The 22223-nt window shown below is 71.4% G+C and carries 22 protein-coding genes; 7 read left to right on the plus strand and 15 right to left on the minus strand.

The window, feature by feature from the left end; genetic code table 11:
* Positions 1–13 precede the first annotated feature (13 nt).
* The 3 genes from JOD54_RS20490 to JOD54_RS20500 all read right to left on the minus strand — a co-directional run bounded on the left by JOD54_RS20490 (position 14) and on the right by JOD54_RS20500 (position 3498).
* Positions 14–1105 carry a hypothetical protein gene (locus JOD54_RS20490; RefSeq protein WP_204452100.1) on the minus strand — a complete coding sequence of 364 codons (1092 nt, stop codon included), beginning with the start codon at positions 1103–1105 and terminating at the stop codon, positions 14–16.
* Positions 1102–1905 (minus strand): hypothetical protein, encoded by an 804-nt coding sequence (locus JOD54_RS20495; protein ID WP_204452102.1) that lies wholly within the window; start codon positions 1903–1905, stop codon positions 1102–1104. Before JOD54_RS20495 ends, JOD54_RS20490 begins: the two co-directional genes overlap by 4 nt.
* A 180-nt stretch (positions 1906–2085) precedes the next feature.
* Positions 2086–3498 (minus strand): APC family permease, encoded by a 1413-nt coding sequence (locus JOD54_RS20500; protein ID WP_204452104.1) that lies wholly within the window; start codon positions 3496–3498, stop codon positions 2086–2088.
* Positions 3499–3639: 141 nt separating this feature from the next.
* Between JOD54_RS20500 and JOD54_RS20505 the strand changes: the two genes are divergently transcribed.
* Both JOD54_RS20505 and JOD54_RS20510 read left to right on the plus strand, forming a co-directional pair.
* On the plus strand, positions 3640–4245 hold the full coding sequence (locus tag JOD54_RS20505; protein ID WP_204452106.1) for a TetR/AcrR family transcriptional regulator: 606 nt from the start codon (positions 3640–3642) through the stop codon (positions 4243–4245).
* Positions 4245–5309 (plus strand): DmpA family aminopeptidase, encoded by a 1065-nt coding sequence (locus JOD54_RS20510; RefSeq protein WP_204452108.1) that lies wholly within the window; start codon positions 4245–4247, stop codon positions 5307–5309. Before JOD54_RS20505 ends, JOD54_RS20510 begins: the two co-directional genes overlap by 1 nt.
* Positions 5310–5792: 483 nt before the next feature.
* On the opposite strand, the gene JOD54_RS20515 is transcribed toward JOD54_RS20510, so the two are convergent.
* From JOD54_RS20515 to JOD54_RS20540, 6 genes are all read right to left on the minus strand, one after another.
* A complete protein-coding gene (locus JOD54_RS20515) occupies positions 5793–5930 on the minus strand; it encodes a hypothetical protein (RefSeq protein WP_204452110.1) in 138 nt (45 codons plus the stop codon).
* Between the two features lie 216 nt (positions 5931–6146).
* The gene (locus tag JOD54_RS20520) at positions 6147–6437 is read right to left on the minus strand and encodes a hypothetical protein (protein WP_204452112.1); all 291 of its coding nucleotides are present in this window, start codon (positions 6435–6437) and stop codon (positions 6147–6149) included.
* A 7-nt stretch (positions 6438–6444) separates the two neighbouring features.
* A complete protein-coding gene (locus tag JOD54_RS35675) occupies positions 6445–7137 on the minus strand; it encodes an EndoU domain-containing protein (protein ID WP_204452114.1) in 693 nt (230 codons plus the stop codon).
* Positions 7138–7144: 7 nt separating this feature from the next.
* Positions 7145–7846, minus strand: a complete 702-nt coding sequence (locus JOD54_RS20530; protein ID WP_204452116.1) for a WXG100 family type VII secretion target — start codon at positions 7844–7846, stop codon at positions 7145–7147.
* Complete coding sequence (locus JOD54_RS20535; protein WP_204452118.1) at positions 7839–8150, minus strand: type VII secretion target; 312 nt, start codon at positions 8148–8150, stop codon at positions 7839–7841. The genes JOD54_RS20530 and JOD54_RS20535 overlap by 8 nt, the downstream gene beginning before the upstream one ends.
* Positions 8151–8154: 4 nt before the next feature.
* The gene (locus JOD54_RS20540; RefSeq protein WP_204452120.1) at positions 8155–8592 is read right to left on the minus strand and encodes a YbaB/EbfC family nucleoid-associated protein; all 438 of its coding nucleotides are present in this window, start codon (positions 8590–8592) and stop codon (positions 8155–8157) included.
* A 123-nt stretch (positions 8593–8715) separates the two neighbouring features.
* Here JOD54_RS20540 and JOD54_RS20545 point away from each other — a divergent pair, with 123 nt between their 5' ends.
* The 3 genes from JOD54_RS20545 (at position 8716) to JOD54_RS20555 (ending at position 12311) form a co-directional block, all read left to right on the plus strand.
* Complete coding sequence (locus tag JOD54_RS20545; protein WP_204452123.1) at positions 8716–10743, plus strand: NACHT domain-containing protein; 2028 nt, start codon at positions 8716–8718, stop codon at positions 10741–10743.
* 223 nt (positions 10744–10966) lie between these two features.
* Entirely contained in the window at positions 10967–11626 is a 660-nt protein-coding gene (locus JOD54_RS20550) for a papain-like cysteine protease family protein (RefSeq protein WP_204452125.1), read from the plus strand.
* A 4-nt stretch (positions 11627–11630) separates the two neighbouring features.
* Entirely contained in the window at positions 11631–12311 is a 681-nt protein-coding gene (locus JOD54_RS20555; protein ID WP_204452128.1) for a hypothetical protein, read from the plus strand.
* Here the strand turns inward: JOD54_RS20555 and JOD54_RS20560 are convergent.
* From JOD54_RS20560 to JOD54_RS20570, 3 genes are all read right to left on the minus strand, one after another.
* Positions 12298–12489 carry a hypothetical protein gene (locus JOD54_RS20560; RefSeq protein ID WP_204452130.1) on the minus strand — a complete coding sequence of 64 codons (192 nt, stop codon included), beginning with the start codon at positions 12487–12489 and terminating at the stop codon, positions 12298–12300. The two genes, JOD54_RS20555 and JOD54_RS20560, sit on opposite strands and share 14 nt — an antisense overlap.
* 33 nt (positions 12490–12522) lie before the next feature.
* Positions 12523–14760, minus strand: coding sequence for an ATP-binding protein (locus JOD54_RS20565; protein WP_239573449.1), 2238 nt, complete (start codon positions 14758–14760; stop codon positions 12523–12525).
* Between the two features lie 124 nt (positions 14761–14884).
* Positions 14885–15316 (minus strand): PPOX class F420-dependent oxidoreductase, encoded by a 432-nt coding sequence (locus JOD54_RS20570; RefSeq protein WP_204456403.1) that lies wholly within the window; start codon positions 15314–15316, stop codon positions 14885–14887.
* Positions 15317–15384: 68 nt separating this feature from the next.
* Between JOD54_RS20570 and JOD54_RS20575 the strand changes: the two genes are divergently transcribed.
* Complete coding sequence (locus JOD54_RS20575) at positions 15385–16797, plus strand: serine/threonine-protein kinase (RefSeq protein WP_204452132.1); 1413 nt, start codon at positions 15385–15387, stop codon at positions 16795–16797.
* A gap of 4 nt (positions 16798–16801) precedes the next feature.
* Here JOD54_RS20575 and JOD54_RS20580 read toward each other — a convergent pair whose 3' ends face one another.
* Both JOD54_RS20580 and JOD54_RS20585 read right to left on the minus strand, forming a co-directional pair.
* Positions 16802–18121, minus strand: a complete 1320-nt coding sequence (locus tag JOD54_RS20580; RefSeq protein WP_307860191.1) for a methyl-accepting chemotaxis protein — start codon at positions 18119–18121, stop codon at positions 16802–16804.
* A 608-nt stretch (positions 18122–18729) separates the two neighbouring features.
* On the minus strand, positions 18730–20259 hold the full coding sequence (locus JOD54_RS20585; protein ID WP_239573450.1) for an alpha/beta hydrolase: 1530 nt from the start codon (positions 20257–20259) through the stop codon (positions 18730–18732).
* A 240-nt stretch (positions 20260–20499) separates the two neighbouring features.
* On the opposite strand from JOD54_RS20585, the gene JOD54_RS20590 reads away from it, so the two are divergent.
* Entirely contained in the window at positions 20500–21303 is an 804-nt protein-coding gene (locus JOD54_RS20590) for a DUF1206 domain-containing protein (protein WP_307860192.1), read from the plus strand.
* On the opposite strand, the gene JOD54_RS20595 is transcribed toward JOD54_RS20590, so the two are convergent.
* Complete coding sequence (locus JOD54_RS20595) at positions 21300–22163, minus strand: oxygenase MpaB family protein (protein ID WP_307860193.1); 864 nt, start codon at positions 22161–22163, stop codon at positions 21300–21302. The genes JOD54_RS20590 and JOD54_RS20595 overlap by 4 nt on opposite strands.
* Positions 22164–22223: the final 60 nt, after the last annotated feature.

Here is a 22223-nt window from a genome sequence, read left to right on the forward strand (position 1 = left end):
ACCGTGTAGCGGACTAGGAAGGAAGCCTGAACACGGCGGCGGCTTCATCCATGTCGACGATCGAGGCCAGGGTCTGCTCCAACCCCTGCAGGTCCGCGATTCCCTGGTTGTAGACCTGCAACGGCGCGAAGTTCAGCGTGGCCAGGTTGTTCCACGCCACAGGTAGATCAGCCGGGGCAGGTCGTAGCACGACCGGCGCGCTCATCGGCGAGATCGTGGTTGCGGCCAACTCGGCCAACACGCCGGGCACCGGTCCTTCGGCGGCGAGGCTCACCCGGGCGACAAAGGCTCGATCGGTGTACCGGCGGGCGGCGTCCAAGAGCACGTCCCGCGCGGTGGCGGCGAAGGGATCCGGCTGCCTCGCGACGCTCCAGACCGCGGTGGTCGGCGGACCGGGGGCGGCGAGTTTCGCCAGCTCGGTGAGCCGCGCGCCGAGGTGCGCCTTGAGCCCGGGCCCGACCGTGTACGGAACCAAGCCGACAGAGAACACCGTGCGCACCGGCGACGCTGAGAGTTCAGTCCACAGTGGATCCCAGGAGTTCCGCTGGTGCGCCAACGGACTGACGGTGGTCAGCCAGGGGTGCTGGGCGTCGTCGCGGGTGGTGCGCCGCGCGGTGATCCGCTTGCGCAGCTCGACAACATCGCCCGGCGGGAACGGGTTGAGGACCCAGCGGGTCTCCGCCTCGTCGGTGACCGCGGTCGTCGTGGTACCCGGGATCACGCCGAGTTGATCGCGTACATGGGAGGCGCGGTGCTCGGCCTCGGCGCGTGTGCGCCCGTCGGCTCGGGTCAGCAGGTAGCAGTCCAGTCGACCTTCGCCAGGGTAGTTCACGTAGCGCACCTCAACCGGCGCGGTGCCGAGCACACCCCAGGCCGCCCGCAACCAGGCCGAATTGTCCGGGGCGGACTCCACGCCGTGGTGGATGTGCAGGCCGCCGAGCAGTTGCCCGGTCTGCACAACGGTGTGCGCCGGTCCCGCCTGCTGGTTGTGCACACCGGCGGGTGGTTCCGGTACGGCAGCGGACACCACGGCCGCAACCTGGACCCGGCTCGCGGCCCACGCCCACCACCGGTCGGCGCCCTGGGCGACGGCGATCCCGGTCATCGGCCTGCCTGCGGGGCATTCCCGAGCGGCAGGGCCTCGATGGCGGGCAACCCACCGGGGAAGCCGTACTCCTGCGACACCGTCGTGCCCTCGATGGCCGTGTGCAACGCTTCCCGGCACACGGCGTGCACGGCCTCGCGCATCGCCTTGAGCCGTTCCAGGCCGAGTACCAGCGCGACGGAATTGGCGTCGGTGACCTTGGCTGTCCTGATCAGGGCGCTGCCCTTGCGGATCCGCCACATCGCCCAGCCCAGGTACAGGCTGGTCCCGTAGCTGAACACCGACACGTACACGTAGTGGTACCCGTCGACGAGCACCAGCGAGTTGCCCGTCGCCCCGTAGGCGGTGGGGGTTCGGGACGCGATGTAGTTGGTCACCGGCATCTGCCGGTCGCGCAGGGAGCCCGCGACGTGGCTGTAGACCGAGTCCGCCGCTGCCGACTTGCCGGGCAGCAGCGTGTACCACTCGCTGATCGCCTCCTGCCGCTCGCTGGTCAAGAACACGAGCCAAGTCACGATGAAGGCGAACACGCCGAGGACAAGACCGACGAGCAGGAACGTGAAGTCGTCATCACCGCGGCGCGACAGCGACACTCCGAAGTTCTGGCCGTGTGCGATCTGGATGACGAGGAACACGAAGAAGATGCCGAGCGTGAGCTTTATCGACCTGCGCCACACCGCGGCGAGGATGTCGGTGCTCACCGTATCGGCCAGCAGCAGATCGGTCGGCTCGTGCCGCAGCCGTTCCCGCAGGTACGCCTCGTCGTCGTCGTTGCGCGCTATACCAGGCTGTTCCGACATCGTCACGCCTCCCGTATGGCGGCGCCGCACCGGCGGCTGAACGTACACCATAGCGAGCGCGGAAGGACAATAGGGAACGGCTGTCCATCATTTGTCTGGTGGACACTGATGAATGTGCCGCCCACCTATTCCGGTGGGCGGCACAGACGATTTTCCCCGGTTCCGAACAATCGGCGGTGCTTACCGGACGGCCGGGTCGACCACCACCGCCTCGTCCTCGGGGCCGCGCAGCACCCACTGGCCGCGCCTGCGCAGCACCAGCAGGTAGTACAACGCCGACACCACAGCGATGCCGAGGGTGATCAGCAGACTCGGGCGGCCGATGGCCGGGTCCAGCGCGTTCTGGTAGATGACGTAGACCAGTGCGGCCAGCGCGAGCACCGGGGCGACCGGGAACCACGGCATCCGGTACGCCGCGTGCGCGGTCGACCCGGTGCGCCTGCCGTTGAGCACCGCCAGGCACAGCGCCCCGTACACCGCCACGATCGAGGTCGCGGTGACCACGAGCAGGAAGTCCTTGTCCGTGAAGCACAACGCGGTCGCGAGCGCGCCGGTGACCACCGTGGCGATCCACGGGGTGCCGTGGCGCGGGTGGATCGCGGCCAGCGAGCGGCTCAGCGTCCCCGGCCATGCGGCGTCGCGGCCGGTGGAGAACACCATCCGCGCGGTGATCAGGATGATCGCCAGCACCGCGTTGAGGATCGCCAGCGCCACGGCCAGGCTGATCACCGTGTTGACCGCGGACCCGGCCTGCGCGGTGACGAAGTAGCTCATCATGTTGTCCGAGGCGAACAGCTCCGGCAGCGACGGCGCGCCGAGCAGCACCGCGGTCACCGGCACCAGCTCGGCGACGACGGTGATCACCAGCGCCCACAGGATGGCCTTGGCGATGCCCCGGTGCGCGTTGGTGGTCTCCTCGCCGAAGTACACCGCCGACCCGTAGCCGTTGTAGGAGAAGATCGCCACCGCCGCGGCACCCACGATCAGCCCGAGCGAGGCGGGGCCGACCACGCCGTCGGCCGCCGCGACCGGGGCGGAGAGCAGGTCGCCGAGCGGGCGGGCCGGGTCGAGGAAGCCCAGTGCGCTCACCACGACCAGCGCCACCATCTCGATGGCCAGGAAGACCCCGGTGATCCAGGCGTTGAGCTTGATGTCGAAGATCGCGAGCACGGTGGCGCCCGCGGTGGTCACCGCCGCGACGACCGGCGCGGACAGCCCCGGGACGAGCACCTCGAGGTAGGTGCCGACGCCGAGCGCGATAACCGCGATGATCAGCAGCTGGGTCACCATCAGCAGGCCGAGGGTGACGAACCCGGGCAGCCTGCCCAGGGTCCGCGCGACGATCGCGTACTCGCCGCCGCTGAGCGGGTACGCCGAGGCCAGCTCCGCGTAGACGAACGCCATGAACACCCCGACGACGGCGGCGATCACGAAGCTCCAGAACGCGCCGCTGCCCGCCTGGCCGATGACCCCCGGCGCGATGATGAACACCGAGGACGCGGGGGAGATGGCCGACAGCGTGATGAGCAGGGTGCCGAGCACTTTCAAGCCCCGGCGCAGGGCCGGTGTGGACGGTGACGACGGATCCGACATGGCGGTCTCCTCGGAACGCGGTTCTTTGACTCGACATCAAAGAACTCGGCGGGCTCCACGTCAATACCAGGTTGGGACACGGTTCGGGTGCGAACCTGGGCACACTTGCGTTCTTTGACACTCGGTTGAAGAATCACCGGCATGCCGAGACCGAGCAGGGCCCACCACAAGCGGGCCGAGCTGATCACCGCCGCGCGCCAGGCCGTCATCGACCGGGGCGTGCTCGACCTGCGGCTGCGCGACGTCGCCGACAAGGCCGCCATGTCCACCGGGTCGGTCCTGTACTACTTCCCGTCGCTGGCGGAGCTGCTCTTCGAGGTGCAGCGCGAGGCGGTGGAGCGGTTCTGCGTGGACCGCGAGGAGGCCATCCGCGACGAACCCGACCCGCGGCGCAAGCTCATCAGGACCATCCGGGCGGGGCTGCCCACCGGCAAGGACGACGAGCTGTGCGTCCTGATCTACGAACTCGGCGCCTACGCCCGCCGCGACCCCGCGTACGCGGCCGAGCACATCCGGCTGTGCGAGCGGCAGGTCGCCCTCTACACGGCGATCCTGGAGACCGGCTCCGCCACCGGGGAGTTCGACCTGACCCGCGACGCCACCACCATCGCCCGCGGCCTGGTCGCCCTGGAGGACGGGCTCGGGCTGCACATCACCCAGGCCGTGCCCACCTTCACCACGCCCCAGGCCGAGGCGATCCTCATCGCCCACGCCGCCGACGCCACCCGCTGCGAACTGGAGTCCTGATGCGAGCCCGCGACCTCGGCCTGCCCCTGACCGGGACCACCGGCCCGCACAACGCCATCACCGACGTGCCGGGCGTCGAGGTCGGGTACACGACCCTGGTCGAGGGCGACGCGGTGCGCACCGGGGTGACCGCGATCCTGCCGCGCGGCCGCGCCGACATCCACGTCCCGTGCGCCGCGGGGCGGTTCTCGTTGAACGGCAACGGCGAGATGACCGGGTCGGCCCTGGTCGACGAGATCGGCTCGGTGCGCCTGCCGGTCCTGATCACCAACACCCACGCCGTCGGCCCGTGCCACCGCGGCGTGATCGACTGGGTGGCCCGCGAACACCCGGCCGTCGCCGAGCAGTGGCTGCTGCCCGTGGTCGCCGAGACCTGGGACGGGTACCTCAACGACATCAACGGCCCGCACATCCAGCCCGCCCACGCCATCGCCGCCATCGACGCGGCCGCAGGCGGGCCGGTCGCCGAGGGTTCGGTCGGCGGCGGCACCGGAATGAACTGCTACGCCTTCAAAGGCGGCAGCGGCACCTCGTCCCGAGTCGTCCCCTACGGCCAGGACTCCCACACCGTCGGCGCGTTCGTCCAGGCCAACTTCGGCTCCCGCCACGAACTGACCATCTGCGGCGTCCCCCTAGGCGAGCGCTTCGCCGACGACAACCCCATGCAGGACACCGACTGGCACATCCCACCCGGCGCAGGCTCAATCATCGTCATCATCGCCACCGACGCCCCGCTCCTGCCCGGCCAATGCACCGCCCTGTCCCGCCGCGTCCCCCTCGGCCTAGCCCGAACCGGCACCACCGGCTCCCACTTCTCCGGCGACATCTTCCTGGCGTTCTCCACCGGAAACCCCCTAACCCCCTCAGAATTCCCCACCGGCGACCCCGGCTACGACACCCTCCGCCACATCCCCTGGAACCGCATGGACGACCTCTTCGCCGCCGTAGTGCACACGGTCGAAGAAGCCGTCCTCAACGCCCTAGTAGCCGCCACCCCCATGACCGGCCGCCACGGCCACCGCTCCCCAAGCCTCCCCCTGGACCAACTCCGGGGCCTGTTCTAGGCCTCGGAGTGGCAGTGCCCTCGGCAGAGGGACAAGGTAGTTGTGCGCGATTTCGCGACTAGCGCGATTGCTGACGGGAACCGTGCTGGTACTCAAGGGTTGCGACCGTCGGCGCGTCGCGCTGGCTCCGAGGGCCCGTTGGTGAGCTGGAATCAACAGCCGATATCGGGTGTGGCCCCTGGCTCGTCGGTGTCGGCCACAACCTCTGACCAGCTGATCTCCGCGCCAAAGATGATCACTCGGCGGGTAGCGCGGGTACGGCGATATCAGCGGCGCGCCGAAGAGTGGTGTGTAACGTGCTTGAGGGCGTGGCGGAGCATGGCTATATGATTGCTTTCGGCTGTCTGTGTGCGCCCTTGTCAACTGCGTGGCGAAACCGGCTGGTTCGTCGTGGGACACCGCGTCGTGGACACAGCGGGTTGCGCGGACAGCGCGACGGCCGGGTGGATGCACGCACCCAACCCGGCCGCCGTGGCGGAGCCTCTACGACCTAGGCGACCAAACCGTGACGTAGAGGACCGCGGTCGAGACGAGCAGCTTGGCGAGCGTCACCGCGGTGGGGCTCGCCAAGCTCTCCACCAGCGAGCCCAGCACCACCAACGCCGCCAACAGCGTTGCCAAGACCTGGGGACCTCGTCTCCAGGACCATGGCCTCGTCTCTGTGTTCCACATAGGGCGTCACCCTTTCACCGCGTCGCGGTTGCCAGGGGAATCCGCCTGTCGGACTCCCCCCGGGAGGCCGACGATCCGCGCCCATGTGGATCCAACCGAGCCAGCCTACTGCCACCCTCGGCTGGATGATTGGCGCAGGTGTGCGACTACAACCCGTTGGCTGGGCTAGTTCGGATCCACCACCAGCTTGGACAACACGCCCTGGGGGTCGCTGAGGAAGGTGTAGCCGTCGCGGGGGCCGCCGAGTTGGGATAGCAGGTCGGCCACCCGCTGGTACTCCGGGACCGACAGCACGATCTTGCGGCGGACCAATGACGCGCACAGGCTGTCGACCAGTTCGGCCCATTCGCCCGCGTCGCTGAGGCGGCGGTAGCCGGCGGTGGTGTCGGGGGGGAGGCGGTCGGCGACGGCCTCGAGGAGGGCTCGGGAGTCGGTGTTGAGCTTGACGAGGTCCATGGGGCTCCTACGGGATGGGGTCGCCGTTGGCGTCGTTGCGGGTGACGCCGTTGCCGCTGATCGGGTAGGCGGTGCGGATGCTGCCGTCGGGGTCGATGATGACTTCGATCTCGACGCCGTCGCGGGTGCCGCGGGCGACCCAGCGGCCGTTGTCCTGCTGGTGCGGCGGGTGGTCGGGGTTGCGGGCGACGTCCTCGACGTGGGCGCGGACGACGTCGTCGAGGCCGGGGTCGGCGGGGTCGGTGGAGTCCCAGCGCTGCGGGAACTCCGACTTGCCCGGGATGCCGGTGCCCGGAGCGTGACCACCGCCGACGCCGTCGGAGTCGCCGTCGAGGATGTGGATCAGGCGCATGGCGGTGAGGTTGATGCTGGCCAGGCTCGGCGGGTCGTCGAACCCGGTCGCGCTGTCCCACTGGCTAGGGGGAGGGGTCTGCGGGTCGGGCGTGCCCGGCGTCTGGCCGTCGCCACCGGGGGGCGTGCCCTGGTCGGCGATGGTGCCGGTGGCGTCCTGGGCGCTGGTGATCCCGGCCCCGGCGTCGACCGACCCGTGCTGCTGCGACGGCCGCCCGCTCGGGGTGTCCGGTGACGACGAACCGCCGCCGTCGGGCTTGCCGGACGGCGCGTCGGCGCCACCGCCCGGCGGCCGCTTGTGCAGGGCGAGGTACCAGAGCAGGAGGAGGACCGCGAGTAAGCGCTTCACCGGCGTCCTAGCTGTTCAGGAGCTTGTCGAGGTTGGTCAGGCTGGTGATCAGGGCCATGGTGTAGGTCAGGATCCGCCCTGCCCACTTCACCACCGCGGCCGCGATCTGGGTGGCGATCACCGGGATCGTCACCACGAACACCGCCTCGGCGACCCACACGATCACCCGGGCCACCAGGTCGGCGATCAGGTCGCGGACCAGTTCCCTGGTGAACTCCACCAGGCCGCCCGCGCCCTCGGTCGCCACCGCCATCGCCGCCGAGATCGCGGCCAGCCCGCCGAGCGCGTCGACGTTGTTGACCATCAGCGACCGGTAGCCCTCGGCCGCGGGCCCGTGCCAGTCCGGGGTGTCCTGGTTGAGGTGCTCGCCCAGGTCGGTGCACATCGCGTACAGCTCGGTCGCCATGTTGTTCCAGGTCGCGGCGTGCGCGCGCACTACATCGGGCTTGCCGGTCAGCTCGTCGAGCATCTCCCGCAGCGGCTCGAAGTACTCCATCGCCCAGCCGATGCCGTTGGCCAGCAGCGCGCTGATCGGGTCCATCACCGTCGCGGCGACCTCGACCCCCAGCGCGGCCCCGGCCAGCGCGTCGTCCACCCAGCCCTCGCTGCGCAGCGCGTCGACGAAGCCCTCGATGCTGTCGGCGAGCCCGGACCCGGTCCACACCTCCCGGCTGGACTGGACCGGTGCGATCAGGTCACCCTCAGCCACCGCCGACACCCCCCAGCATCGTCGCGTTCGAGCCCTCGGTGCCGTCGTAGTCGTCGGCGTTGGCGCGCAGGCCCGCCGCCACCAGTCGCAGGTTCTCCGCGACCTTGGCGATCAGCTCGTCCTGCCTGGCGTGCTTGCCCTCCAGCAGCCCGGAGATCCACCCGCACAGCAGCCCGTACGCCTGGTCGTCCTGCGCGATGTGCGTGCTGGCCGCCTTGACCGCGTCGAACCGCGCCAGCACCGCCTCCACGTTGGCCGCGTGCGCGCGGATCTGTTCCGGGTTGACCGCGAAGCCCTCGCCCATCAGCTCACCGCTTCTTCACGTGCGTCTGCAGGTCGAAATCGCCGTCGCCGTACTCGTCGGGGGCCTGCGGCGCGCGCAGGTGCTGGTCAACGCGCTCGGCGATGGCCCGACCGGCCGCGGAGTCCGGACCCATCGTCTCGGCGATCACCTCGCGCGACTGCTCGGCCACCTGCCCCCTGGCCGCGCGCAGCGTCGCCAGGATCGCCTGCGCCACCGCGTCCGGCGGGGTCTTGTGGATCCGGTCGGTCAACCGCAGCCCGACCAGCGACCCGGTGGAGTCCACAGTGACCTCCGCCAGCCCGCCCGGGTCGGCTGCGGTGGCCTGGACCTCTCGCAGCCGCGCGCCCATGGCCTGGGTGTCGGCGGCCAGCTTGTCGATGCGGCCCTTCCACGCGGCCATCCGCTCCCGCGCCGCGTCCGGGTCGAGTACGCGCTCGTCCATGTTCCCCCTCACCTGGCGACTGCGCGGCAGTGTAGTGAATGGATCTCGCGGTAGGCACCGTTCGGTGGGGGTAACGCGCGACGGGTCGCGTCCGAAACCGATCATGGAGGACGCTCGCCGGGGGTGGTCGTGAAGGGTCTGCTCGCCGCGCTGACGGTGGTGGTGGCCGCGCTGATCGGGGTGCTCACCAACCTCGTCACCGCTGATGGCGCCGTGCCGGGGTGGCTGTGGGTCGCCTTCGGGTGCAGCGTGGCGGTGGCCGTGGCGCTCGGGGTGACCTCGGCGGTGCGCGGTGCTGGACCGGTCGCGTTGTTCGCCCCGTCGGTGGCGCTCGCCCGCCGTCACGCCGCCCTGCGCAAAGCGGTCCGGCGGCTCTGGATCGACCAGTTGCTGCGCGAGGCGGTCGACCCGGTGTCCCGCTTCGCCGTCCCCCTGTCCTACCACCGGCTGACCCCCCACACCTTCGGCGTCGCGCCACCGTCGCGCCCGCGCGAGGTCGAACTGGGACGTTCGGTGCTCGACCTGTTCGACGACGCCGACGGTCGGCTGCTGGTCGTCGGCGGTCCCGGGTCCGGCAAGACGGTGCTGCTGCTGGAGTTGGCCGAGGCGTTGTTGGCCCGCGCGGAGACGGTCACCGAACCCGTGCCGCTGGTGCTGCACCTGTCGTCGTGGTCGGGTGGGTCGCTCGAGGCGTGGATCGCCGAGCAGACGCGGACCCACTACGGGCGCGCCGGGTTCTCGCGCAAAGCGGTGGGGCAGTGGTTGCGCGAGGGTCTGCTGGTGCCTTTGCTCGACGGATTGGACGAGGTCGACCCGGCGCGCCGGGACGGGTGCGTGGACGCGATCCGCGCCTTCGCCGAAGACCCCGCGCACGCCGGTGTCGTGGTCACCAGCCGCGCGGAACCCTTGCGGCCCAGCGGTTTGGTCGGGGAGACGCGCATCGGTGAGTTGCCGGACGAGGTGGTGCGCCGATACCTGCGGCAGGTGGACACCGAACACCTGGGCCCCGATCACCTCACCGATGACGCCGAGTTCCGTGCACTGCTCGCGACTCCGCTGATGCTCAGCACGGTGGGCGCGAACCTGCACGCGGTCGACCACGTCCGGCTTCCGAACACCGGCGACACCGAACAGGCGCGCCGTGAACTCCTCGCCGCGTACGTCGCCGAGCTGCTGGCCCGCCCGCGTGCGCCGCTGTCGCGCCTGCGCCGGTACGGCTCCGAGGCCATTCGGGCCTACCTCGCGTTGTTCGCCCGCAACACCGCGCCGGGAGGGGTGTTCTACCCAGACTTCGTCGCCGACCTCGCCGAGAACCCCTATCGCGTCCAACGCGCGATCCGTTGGGGCGCAGCGGTTCTGACCGGCGTCGCCGTGTTCGTGGTCTTGGCGACGGTGGCGATGCCCGACGACCTGGCCCGGGACGGTTGGTCCGGCGGCGTGGTCATGAGCGCGATCCTCGCCGCGGTCGTGTATTTCAGCCACGACCCTGGCGGGGCGCTGAGTACCCGGATCCGGTGGGCCATGGCGCCCGCGCGGGAGATGACCATGAAGTTCCTCACCGGGGCCTGGGGGCTCACCGGAATCCTGTTGCTGGGCGCCACGATCGGCTTTGTCCGCGACACCATCGACGACGGTCCGGTGCGGGCATGGGAGTCCTGGGGGCTGCCGTTCCTCGGGATCTCGCCGCTGGAGCAGCTGATCACCGTCATCGCGCTGCCCATGTTGTTCGGTGCACCACTGGGCTTCCTCGCAGGCTTGGTCGTCGGCCTCGTCGGCGCCCCATCGGATGCGCCTGCTCGTCCGATGGCGGCTACCCACGCCTCTCGCGGGAACCTGGTCGCGGGCGTGGTCCTCGGACCGCTGTGCGGGCTGCTGGTCGGCGCCGGTTTGGCCGCGGTGGTCGACCCGTCGGACGCCTACGGAGGTGGACTGATGGCGGGCATCGTCTGCGGCAACCTGATCGCCCTCCGTTCCGGTGGTGCCGCCTACATCGCCTACCTCGCGACCCGCACTTCCCTTTCCCGTCAAGGAATCCTCCCGTGGCGGCTGCTCGCCTTCCTCGCCCAGGCCACCGACCGCCTCCTCCTGCGCCGCGCGGGCGGCGGTTTCCTGTTCCCGCACCGGCTCATCCAGGAATGCCTGGCCGACTGACTTGTCCGGTTCACTCACCAGCGCCGGTGTTCACAGCGCGGTGAACAGGCCAGGAATGTTGTCCGGCAGGCGATCGCGGCCTGGCCCTGGGCGGTGAACGCTCACAGCCGGTCGCCTGGCAACACACCGGCGTTGTCCGCGGCGGGCGGGCCGCGCGACGGTGGGGGAGTCCGCCGTCCGGCCGCGGCGGGCTGGAAATCCTTCCCCTGCAAGGAGAACACTCGTGAATCGAACCTTCCTCCGGCGCGGCCTGCCGTGCGCGGTGGCCGCGGTGCTCGCCGTCGTGGTGACGCCGTCGCCCGCGGTCGCCACCGGGTACACCGCGCCGCACGGGCTGATCGGGTCCGCCGACGGCGCCGTGGTCCGCGAGATCGCGCCCATCCGGCCCGCGATCAGCGCCCCGGCCGCGGCCAAGAAGCTCAACTACACCCAGCAGGTCCAGCAACAGGACCAGTGGTGCTGGGCGGCGACCGGCTCCAGCATCGAACGCACGCTGGGCGCGACGGTGTCGCAGCAGCAGTTCTGCTCCGCTGGCAAGGGATCCGGCGGGTACTGCTGGAACGAGGCCGCGGAGATCTACGAGATCGTCCGCGGGTTCAAGGGCACCGGCTTCACCGCCCAGGACGCCAACGGGACGATCAGCTTCGCCTCGATCACCCGCCAGATCGACGCGGGCATCCCGCACCTCACCGGCATCTACTGGACCTCCGGCGGCGGCCACGCCGAGGTGATCTACGGCTACGACTCGACGAACAAGACCATCATGGTCGGCGACCCGTGGCCGACCTACCAGCGGTACCAGACGTGGTCCTACAGCCGGTACCTGAGCAACGCCCAGTTCCGCTGGGGCGACACCATTGTGAACATCGCGAAGGCGGCGTAGGACGATGCCCGTGGCCTGCCGGGCGGTACTCGCCCTGATCATGCTGCTCGTCCTCGCCACCCCAGCCGCGGCTCGTGCCCCGGTCCCGCCACCACCGGACCTGGCCGCCGCCGCGGCCGCCGCGACGACCCCTGCGGCGATCAGCATGGCGAAGACCAACTTCCGGCAGGTCCACGGCACCGACCCCGCGACCGTGACCATCGCTGACCGCGCGTTCGCCGCCTACGTCCTCAACCCCGCCTTCGTCCAAGGCCTCCCCGGCGCCCCCGCGGGCATCCTGCAATACGTGGCCGTCACCGCCACAGCGGCCACCGGGGAACACGCGACCCTGCGCGCCACCCAAGACCCCACCGGCACATGGACCGTCGACAGCGCCTTCTCCGGCAACGACGAGGAAGTCCTCAGCGCCCGCCTGGGCCCGGATTCCGTGCTGCTCAACGAACCCCAGATCAACGGCTGGTACGAACTCACCGCCACCGGAGTGGTGCTGTTGCAAGCCAGCCTCCCCCAATCCCCAGTCGGCACCCCCATCCCCCTTGCCGACTACCAAACCCAGGTCGAATCCCGTTACGGGGACAGTCCTCCCCCTCAACATCCCACCAAGCCGCCGTGGACCATCCCGTTCATCGTCGCCGGGATCGCCCTTCTCGGCATCGTCCTCTATCGACGATTCAGGTGTACATAGGATTTTCGCTGATCGCCTTGGCGACCAGCTCGATCTCCGTGTACCCGTCCTCGGTGCTGGGCCCCTTCCGCGCCATGGCCTCCGCGTCCATCCCCACCGCGCCGTCCACTTGCCCCCGCGGGATGTCCGCGTGCCCCGCGTGCGGAGTGGTCTCGGTGAGCCCGCTTCCCGCACCCATCGCAACTCGCCCACCAAGTGCGCCTTGATCTCCTCATCGCTCGTGGACCAAGCCTGCTCCACCTCCCGAGTCACCTCGTCGGGCGGGATCCTCATTGAGGTCGTGGAGATCAAGCTGGTACTGGACACGATCCGCGTCAGCGTCGCGACCTTGTTCCCGAAACAGCAGCAGTGCCTCCTGCCATACTTCCCGAGCCTGCGCGCGTTGCCCGAGGGCCATGTGGGGGTGGCCAACGTTGTCGAGTGTGCCCGCGATCTGGTAGCTCTGGCCATCCGCGCGGAGTAGGACCAGCGACCGGTGGTAGTACTCGACGGCCTGCCGGTCGTCGCCGGTTCTGTGGGCGATGAACCCCAGGCTGTCCAGAGCGGCGGCTTCGCCGTCGTGGTCGTCGTGGTGCAGGTGCAAGGTGAGCGCGGCCCGGCAGTGGTCACGTGCGGCGTCGAACTCACCCAGGCGAGCGGCGAACCAGCCCACGGCGTTGAGCGCGTCCGCTTCCCAGTCTGACCGGTCGAGGGTGCGGTAGAGGTGGAGGGCGTGCGTGGCGTGGTCCAGGGCCCGCTGATCGTCCCCCCGTCGTCCCCAGTCGGCCGCCAGCACCTGGTGGGTATGTGCTTGTTCGGCGCAGTCGTCGAGGCGGACGGCCAGGACGAGCGCCTGGTTCAGGTGCTCCGTTGTCTCCTCGCGCAGGTTCAGCCGCGAGCAGACTCGGCCGAGGAGCCGGTGGGTGTGGACGCGTGCGGCGGGGTCGGGCAGGTGGGCGGCGGCGTCCAGCGCGGCTCGCCAGGCGTCGAGCGCGTCGCGCCGGAGTCCTTGCCGGATGAGGAAGGTGTCCAGCGCCCAGGCGAGGTACCAGACGACGTGGTGGTGGCCGAGGACGACCGCTGCACGCTGGGTGGCGAGGAGATTCGCCTGCTCGGCCGCCAACCAGGCCATCGCGGCCTCGGTGTCGGACAACGCCTGCGGGCGGACACCGTCCGCCGGTGGGTCGGGTCGTAGCAGCGGGCGGTGGGGTGCCAGCAGACGGTCGGCGGCGTGGGCGGTGTGGAGGTAGAAGTCCATCACTCGGGCCGAGGCCCGCGCTCGCGGTTCGTCGGGCGGGGCAGTGGTCATGGCGTATTCGCGGACCAGGTCGTGCATCACGTAGCGATCGAGCGGCAGGCGCTCGATCAGGAAGGCCTCCGTCAAGCCGGACAGCGATCTTCGCGCGCGGTCCGGTGGTTGGGCGAGCAGGGCGACCACGGCGGGCAGGGTGGTGTCCGGTCCCGGGGCGATGCCCAGCAAACCGAACAGGGTGCGTTGCTCGTCGGTCAGGTGGCGCAGCGACCAGGACAGGACGGTGGGCAGGCTGGCGTCGGGATCCTCGGAGTCCAGGGCGTCCAGGCCGAGGTCGCGCAGTTCGGCGACCACTTCGGCGAGCAGAGCGGGGTGGGCTCGGATGCGGGCGGCGATGAGGCCCAGTGCCAGGGGGAACCCCCCGCACAAGCCGACCAGTTCGGTGATCAGCTGTTCGGACCCGGTGGTGGTGTTGTCGAGGGCGGACATGAGCAGGGTGTGCGCTTCGGCGTCGGTGAGCACGTCGACGTTCAGCGGGTGGGCGCTGTGGCGGGCGACCAGGCCGCGGAGTCGGTCGCGGCTCGTGACCAGGACGGTGCAGCTGCCGCCACCGGGCAGGAGGGGGACGACTTGGTCCGTGGCGGCCGCGTTGTCTAGGAGGATGAGCATCCGCTTGCCACTGGTGTGGGTGCGGTACAGGGCGACTCGGGCGTCGAGGTCCGCGGGGTGCTGGTCGCGGGGGACGCCGAGCGCGGCGAGGAAGTCGCCGAGCACGTCGACGGCGTGCCGGGGTTCACCAGGGCTGAAACCCCGCAGGTCCACCGCGAGTTGCCCGTCGGGGAAGCGGTGCAGGGTGCGATGCGCCCACGCCAGGGCGAGCCAGGTCTTGCCGATTCCGCCGGTGCCGCCGATCGCGGAGATCACCACCGCCCCGGACCCCCGCTCCCGATCGGGTGTGGTGCGACGGTCGAGTTCGGCCAGCAGGTCGAGACGACCGACGAACCCGAGTGGTGCCGAGGGCAACTGCCGCGGCAGTGGTGGTGCGGGCAGAACGGGGTGGTTGTGGAACTCGACGGTCCCGATTGTGTCGGCCTGCACGACGTGCCCCACCGTCATCGCGACAACCGCGTTCCGCACCTCGACTGCGGCTCCCGGCGGCTGCCCGACCGGTTCGATCGCCCCAGCGGCGTTTCCGCTGTGCTGTTCCTGGACCCCCATCGCCTACCTCCACTGCCTGGAGGGCTCCGACACTACGAGCGGATCGTCCTCCCGGCCCGGATTCGAGCGCCCACCACCCGCACGGACGCATTCGCCGTGCGGTGATTCCGCCGCCCGGTCCGGGCTAGTTGACCTTGCTGCCGTAGACGTGGTCCACCGTCATGGTCATCAGGACCCGGCGGTCGGACACCATGACCGCGCGGTACTCGGCCCAGTCCGGGTGCTCACCCGCGGCGAGCCGGTAGTACTCCACGAGCGCGTCCACCTCCGGCCCCGCCGGGTCCGTCCCCGGTCCGACCAGGGTCGCCACGCCCTCCGCCGTCGCCCACGACCAGCCGTCCGCGCTGGTGACCTGCAGCGTCGCCCTCGGGTCGCGGCGGAGGTTGGCCGTCTTCGCGCGGCCCTCGGTCATCGAGACGTGGATGACGCCCGCTGCCGGGTCGTAGTACGGCATGACCGGGGACAGTTGCGGGCGGCCGTCGGCCTTGATCGTGGCCAGGACGCCGAGTCGGCTGGTGGCGAGCAGGTCGCGCGGGTCGAACCGGGGGGTCGTCATGTAGGTGACCAAGGCGCGGCGGGTGGGGGCTATTCCCTGGCTCTTGATCAACAAGGCATGCTGGGGCGATGGCTGAACGCGTGCTGGTGGGCCGGTACCGCCTCGGCGGCGTCGTGGGCGTCGGCGGTGTGGCCCGGGTCTACCGGGGGACCGACCTGCGGTTGGGGCGGGCGGTCGCGGTCAAGGTCCTGCGCGCCGACGCCGACGAGGAGCAGGTGCGGCGGTTCGAGGCCGAGGTGCGGATCCTCGCCGCGCTCGACCACCCCGGCCTCGTCCCCATCCACGACTCCGGCGTCCACGAGGGGCACCCGTTCCTGGTGCTGCGCCTGGTCGAGGGCACGACGCTGCGGCGGGAGATCCAGAACGGCCCGCTGCCGGTCGAGCGGGTCCGGGCGCTGGGCACCGGGCTGGCGACCGCGCTCGCCCACGTGCACGGCAACGGCGTGGTGCACCGCGACGTGAAGCCGTCCAACATCCTGCTCGACGAGCGGGGCGGGGCCCTGCTCGCCGACTTCGGCCTGGCGCGCGTGATCGACTCGCCCCGGTTGACCAGCAGCGACCGGATGACCGGCACCGCCGCCTACCTCGCGCCCGAGCAGGTCACCGGCGCACGGGTCGGGTACCCCGCCGACGTCTACGCGCTCGGCCTGGTGCTGCTGGAATGCCTCACCGGCACCCGCGAATACGAAGGCGGCGGTGTGGAGACGGCCCTAGCCCGGCTGCACCGCCCGCCGCGCGTGCCCCGAGACCTACCCCCCGACCTGGTCCGGCTACTGCTGCTGATGACCGCACTACCCGCACGCCGCCGCCCGAGCGCGGCCGACTGCGCCCGGCTGCTGGCGATCGCTCCGCCAGCCGAGCCCGCCCCGGCACGGCGGCGGTGGATACCGCTACTGCCCGCGCGCCAGCGTCTGGATGCGGCGGAGCGTGCCCGTTTGCCTGCGGTCGAGTCGCTGATTGAACCTGCCCCCGAGCGGCAGCGGTGGAGATCGCTGCTGCCCGCGCGCCGGAGTCCGGGTGCGGCGGAGCGTGCCCGTTTGCCTGCGCTTGAGCCGCTGGTCGAGCCCGTTCCGGCGCGGCGGCGGATACTGCTGCTGCCCGCGCGTCGGCGGCCGGCTGCGGCGGAGCGTGCGCGGTTGGCGGCGGTCGAGTCGCTGGTCGAGCCCGTTCCCCCGCGGCGGCGGTGGTGGATACCGGTTGTCGGCACCTCGGGCGTTCTGGTCGCCGCGGCGGTCTGCTGGGGGACCGCCGCCCCGACCGGGACCCTGCGGCCGCCCGCCGCGACCGCGCCGCCCCCGGTGAGTCCACCCAGGCCGGTGCCCGCGGTGCTCCCGGTGCAGGTGACCACCACACGGTTGCCGCCTGCACCGCCGTCCGCCAAGCCACCCGCTCCGAAGGCGACCGCTGCCACCCCCGCCCCGCCTGCGCCCCCCACGCGGGCGGACAAGGCGAACAAGCGGGCGAAGCGGAAGGACGGCTGACCGGTCAGTCCAGGACCGACGCGGAGAGCTGGTCCAGGCCCGCCAGCACCTCGCGGGCCGCCTTGGTCGCGCGGGAGAGTTGGTCGGTGACGTCGCTGAGCACCTGGGACTGCTGCTCCACCGCGCTCGCGATGTCCAACTGGGTGTCACGGACGGTGTCGATGACCGCGATCGTGCTGTCGAAGCTGCGGGTGACCTCACCCGTCGAGGTGACGATGGTGTTGATGACGCCCTCGACCCGGCCGACGGAGGACGAGGTGGCGTTGGCCAGGGCCCGGACCTCGCTGGCCACGACCGCGAAGCCCTTGCCCATCTCGCCTGCCCGCGCCGCCTCGATGGCCGCGTTGAGCGAGAGCAGGTTGGTCTGCTCGGCGAGATCGGCGATCATGCCGTTGACGTCGGCGATCTCGCCGACCGACTGCTCGAGCCTGGTGACCTGGTCGGCCGAGTGCCTGGCGGTGCTCTGCCCCTCACCCGCGGTGGAGGCGGCGCTGACGGCGCGCCTGGCGATCTCCTGGATCGCGGTGGACAGCGTCGCGAGCTCGGCGTCGACCACGGCGACCGCGTCGATCGCGGCCCGGGCGCCCACCCCGATCGCGGCGGCGTCGCTGGCGAGTTTGGCACCGCGCTCGGCGATCCGCGCGGCCCGCTGCTGCTCGACCTCCGCGGCCCTGGCCTTCGCCTCGACCTCGGCGGCCTGCTGCTCCTCGCGCTCGCGCTGGGTGCGCGCGGCCAGGTCCTGCGCGTCGCGCTCGGTCAGCTCGGCGAAGTGCCAGAACGAGATGATCCCGATCGACTCCAGGATCGCCAACCCCGCGTGCACCCCGACCATCACCATCGCCTGGCCGACCGACATCGACATCGCCATCGGCCCGCCGGTGCCCATCTCCATGTGCGACATCCCGAACACCGCGTCCGGCGCGAGGATCCCCAGCGCGCCGTGGTGCAGCACGATGATGACCACCGCCATCACCAGCGGCTCCCACTGCTGGTAGAGCGCGACGAACGCCAGGATCGCGTACAGGTGGAGGTGCGCGGCCATCTCGCCGCCGGAGAGCTCGATCGCGACGAACGTGCTGGAGATGAGCCCAATGCTGGTCAGGTTCGCCTTGTGCCTGCGCTCCGAGCTGAGGGCCGCTGCCGCGGCGAACAGGCCGACGCCCAGCGGCAGCACCCACGCCTCCCACAGGGGACGCGGCCCGAGCAGCCCGAGGACCGCCAGGGCGGGCACGTGCAGCCAGAGCAGGACGGTGACGATCCGGTGGCGGGCCGCCCAAGACTCGGCGGTCAGCTGAGCCCCACGGGGCAGGCGCAATGAACTCACGACGGCTCCCTTCGGCAGCCCCACCCACCACGTGAGCCCTTCGGGGCCCCGCCTCCGGGTGAACCAGGCCTCGCGTGGATCTCACCTGGACGCCGCCGGTGCTGGACGCCGCCGCGGAGCTGGGCCGCCGCGGAGCTGGGCCGCCGCGGAGCTGGGCCGCCGCGGAGCTGGGCCGCCGCGGAGCTGGGCCGCCGCGGAGCTGGGCCGCCGCGGAGCTGGGCCGCCGCGGAGCTGGGCCGCCGCGGAGCTGAGCCGCCGCGGAGCTGAGCCGCCGCGGAGCTGGGCCGCCGCGGAGCTGAGCCGCCGCGGAGCTGGGCCGCCGCGGAGCTGAGCCGCCGCGGAGCTGAGCCGCCGCGGAGCTGAGCCGCCGCGGAGCTGGGCCGCCGCGGAGCTGAGCCGCCGCGGAGCTGAGCCGCCGCGGAGCTGAGCCGCCGCGGAGCTGAGCCGCCGCGGAGCTGAGCCGCCCCCGAATCAAGGGTAGTGGGGAGCGGCGCCACAGCGGTGGGGCGAGTGGTGCGCTGTGGATGGTTGGTGGGGTTGTGGATGGCCTGCGGCGTTGGGGAGAAACGCGACCGGGCCGCCCCAGGGGCGGCCCGGTCAGCGGGGGGTTAGCGCTGGGTGGCCCAGCCGGGGATGCCCGGGCGGGGGCCGGTGGGGAGGTGGGGGCGGGGGGTGGTGGCCACGGAGGGGCCGAACTGGGGTTCCACGGCGGCGCAGCGGGTGCCGTCGCGGGGGGTGCGGAGGGTGAGCAGGTAGGCGTCGGTGACGGCCTTGGTGCAGTCGGAGCGCTGGTAGGCGGTGTGGCCCCAGCCCTCGTAGGTCACCAGGACGGTCGTGTCGCGGCTCTGCCGGTGGATGGTGAGCGCCCACTCGTGGCTGGTGGACGGGTCGTGCAGCGAGTTGAGCATGAGGATCTTGGGGGCGTCGTCGATGTCGAGGCGGTGTTGGGGGTTGCGCACCTTCTCCGGCAGGCCGATGCACCCGGCCGTGGCGAAGATGCCCAGCGCCGAGCCGCGCATGTGCGGGGCGATCTGGTTGACGCGGGTGGAGAGCGCGGCGTACTCGCGGTAGTCCTTCACCCGGATCGCGTAGTCCTGGCAGAACACGGCCGCGAAGGCGTTCGGGACGGCTTCGTCGGCGGCGGCGGCCTTGGCGGTCACCGGCGAGGCCGCGCTGGTGGCGACGAGCCAGGTGGCCAGGCCCGCCCAGTCCGGCACGTAGAAGGAGAAGAACGCGGTCTCGATGATCTCCCGCGAGCTGACCGGCCTGCTCGGGTCGACGTGGTCGAACACCTCGCCGCGGTCGGCGCGGGCGAGCAGGGCGTCCCACCACTTCGGCACGTCCTGGCCGTGCAGGGCGCAGCTGGTGGTCCGGTCGCACCAGCGGGCGAACTCGAGGAAGGAGTCCTCGGCGGTGGCCGCGGTGACCTCGTTGAACCGCCGGGTATCCGTGCTGTGGTCGATGTTGGAGTCCAGGACCATGGTCCGGATGTCCCGGCCGAACTCCTCGGCGTACTGCTGGCCGATCAGCGTGCCGTAGGAGATCCCGTAGTAGTTGATCTTCCGCTCACCGAGCGCGGTGCGCAGCGCGTCGAGGTCGCGCACCACCGACTTGGTGTCGGCGTGGTCGAAGACCGGTCCGCTGCGCGCGCGGCAGTCGGCGGCCAACTCCCGGTTGTAGGCGGCGAAGGCGTCGAACTCGCGCTGGTTGGCGGGCAGCGCGGGTTGGCGCAGCATGAGCTCCAGCGAGCAGACCACCGGCTGGCTGCGACCCACGCCGCGCGGGTCGAACCCGATGACGTCGAAGCGTTCGAGCACCTGCGGGCTCAGCGCCTGCTCGGCCCGGAACGCGAAGTCCACACCGGAGTCGCCTGGGCCGCCGGGGTTGATCAGCAGCACGCCGATCCGCTTGCGCGGGTCGGTCGCCTTGCGCCTGGCCACGGCCAAGTCGATCTTCTCGCCGCGGGGCTTGGACCAGTCGACCGGCACCCGGATCGAGCCGCAGTCGACCGAGGCCGCCTCCGCGCAGGGCTTCCAGGCGATGCTCCCGCCCCTGTGCTCCTGCCCGGCGCTGGCGAATCCCGCGCCGCCCGCGACCAGCGCCACCACCGCGGCAAGCCCACCCACCGCTCGGATCATCGACCGCACAACGCCCTCCGCAACCCTCTGTCCACAGTGTCCGAAACAGCCGTTTCGGGGGCGAACCCTCCCAGACCGGTGGTGGCCATCACAAGGCGCCGGGGGCGACCGGTGGGTGTACGCCGCGGATTGACCCTCTTTGGTCTAGACCTATCAATGGAGGGTTGGGCCGTTCGGCGCAACCGCTGTCCGCGGTGACCGGTTTGTGTGATCCGGCCGCGCGGGAGGTACGTAGCGCCTGTGCGCGCGACGGGTCAGCTCAGGAGGCATCCGGTCATCCAGACGACCGGGCGGGTCGGCATGGTCTTCTACGGCGGCGTGCACGTCCTGATCGCCTGGCTGGCGTTGCAGGTGGTGATCGGGCAGACCGGTGAGCAGGCCGATTCGAAGGGCGCCATCGCCGAGATCGCGGAGACCGGCGCGGGGCCGGTCCTGCTGTGGGCGTTGACCGCGGGCCTGTTCCTGTTCGCGCTGTGGCAGGTCGCCGAGGCCCTCTCTGGGCACACCCACGTGCGACAACCACGCAAGCGCCTGGCCAAGCGGATCGGCTCGGTCGCGCGGGCGGTCACCGCGGTGGGGATCGGGATCGCCGCACTGGACTTCGCGCGGGGTACGGGCAGCACGAACTCCACCGGCAAGCAGCAGGAGCTCACCGCGCGCGTGCTGGCGATGCCGTTCGGGCAGGTGCTGGTCGGGGCGGTCGCCATCGCGGTTCTGGTGCTCGCGGCGGTCCTCGTGCGCAAGGGCGTCACGCGGTCGTTCGAACGGGACCTGGACCTCTCCGAGTTACCGGACGGGACGCGCGGGTTCGTCCACCACGTCGGACGTGCGGGCTACATCGGCAAAGGCCTGGCGTACGGGGTGATCGGCGTCCTGGTGGGCCTCGCCGCCCTGCACGCGGACCCCGCGCGGTCCGGCGGCATGGACAAGGCCCTGCACACCGTGGCCGCGCAGCCGTACGGGGTGGTGCTGCTCGCCGCGATCGCGCTCGGGTTGGGCGCTTTCGGGGTGTACTGCTTCGCTGCCGCCAAGGCCCACCGCTAGGCGGCCAGGGCCCACCTGATCGAGCCGACCAGGCAGCGCCCCGCGCCCCGAACCAGCGGGCCTTCCAGCCCGGGCAGATCCGGCACACGTAGCAGCGACCGTGCCCACGGCGGCAGTGACGCCAGGGCGTTGGCGGCGAGGACGGCGTACGGAACCCTTACGGGCAAAGGGATCGGCGGGGTCAGCAGCAGGAACCGGGCAGCGTCGCGCGCGGGCCCGGTGGAGCGCAGTTCTGGCCGGAAGGACGCCAGCCGCTCAGCGAGTTCGGCCTGGTCTCGGGGCGGGTCGACGACGCCGAGCGCGGAGGCGACCCGGGCCGTGTCAGCGACGTAGCCGTCGTACCCCGCCTGGTCGAGCGGGTGCTGGCCGTAGCGGCGGTGGGCCAACAGGAAGCTGTCGACCTCGGCGACGTGCACCCAGGCCAGCAGGTGCGGATCGGCTGCGTGGTAGGTCTCGCCGCCGTCGGCCGTGCCGCGGACAGCCTGGTGGATGCCGCGCACGCGGTCCACGGCGGCTTGCGCGTGCTCCGCGGTGCCGAACGTCGTCGTCGCCAGGAACGTGCTGGTCCGCTGCAACCGCCCCCACGGGTCACCCCGGTAGCCGGAGTGCGCCGCCACCGCCGCCATCGCCAACGGGTGCAGCGACTGCAACAGCAGCGCCCGCAACCCCCCGACGAACATCGACGCGTCCCCGTGCACCACCCGGATCGGCCGATCCGCCCCGAACCAGCGCGTCCCCGGACTGTCGTGGATCCGCACCCGCTCCGCGGGCCCGTTCGGCCCGGCCACCCTGGCGAACAACGCCTCCCCGGCCAACCGCCGCAGCGGCTCCAGCGCCCTGTCCAACCCCAGCCCGCTCACCCCGCCAGCCTATGCGCCATCCGGGTACCCGGCGCAACGGCAGGGTCACCGGGGGCGACA

Source organism: Actinokineospora baliensis (genome assembly GCF_016907695.1).
Lineage (GTDB): Bacteria > Actinomycetota > Actinomycetes > Mycobacteriales > Pseudonocardiaceae > Actinokineospora > Actinokineospora baliensis.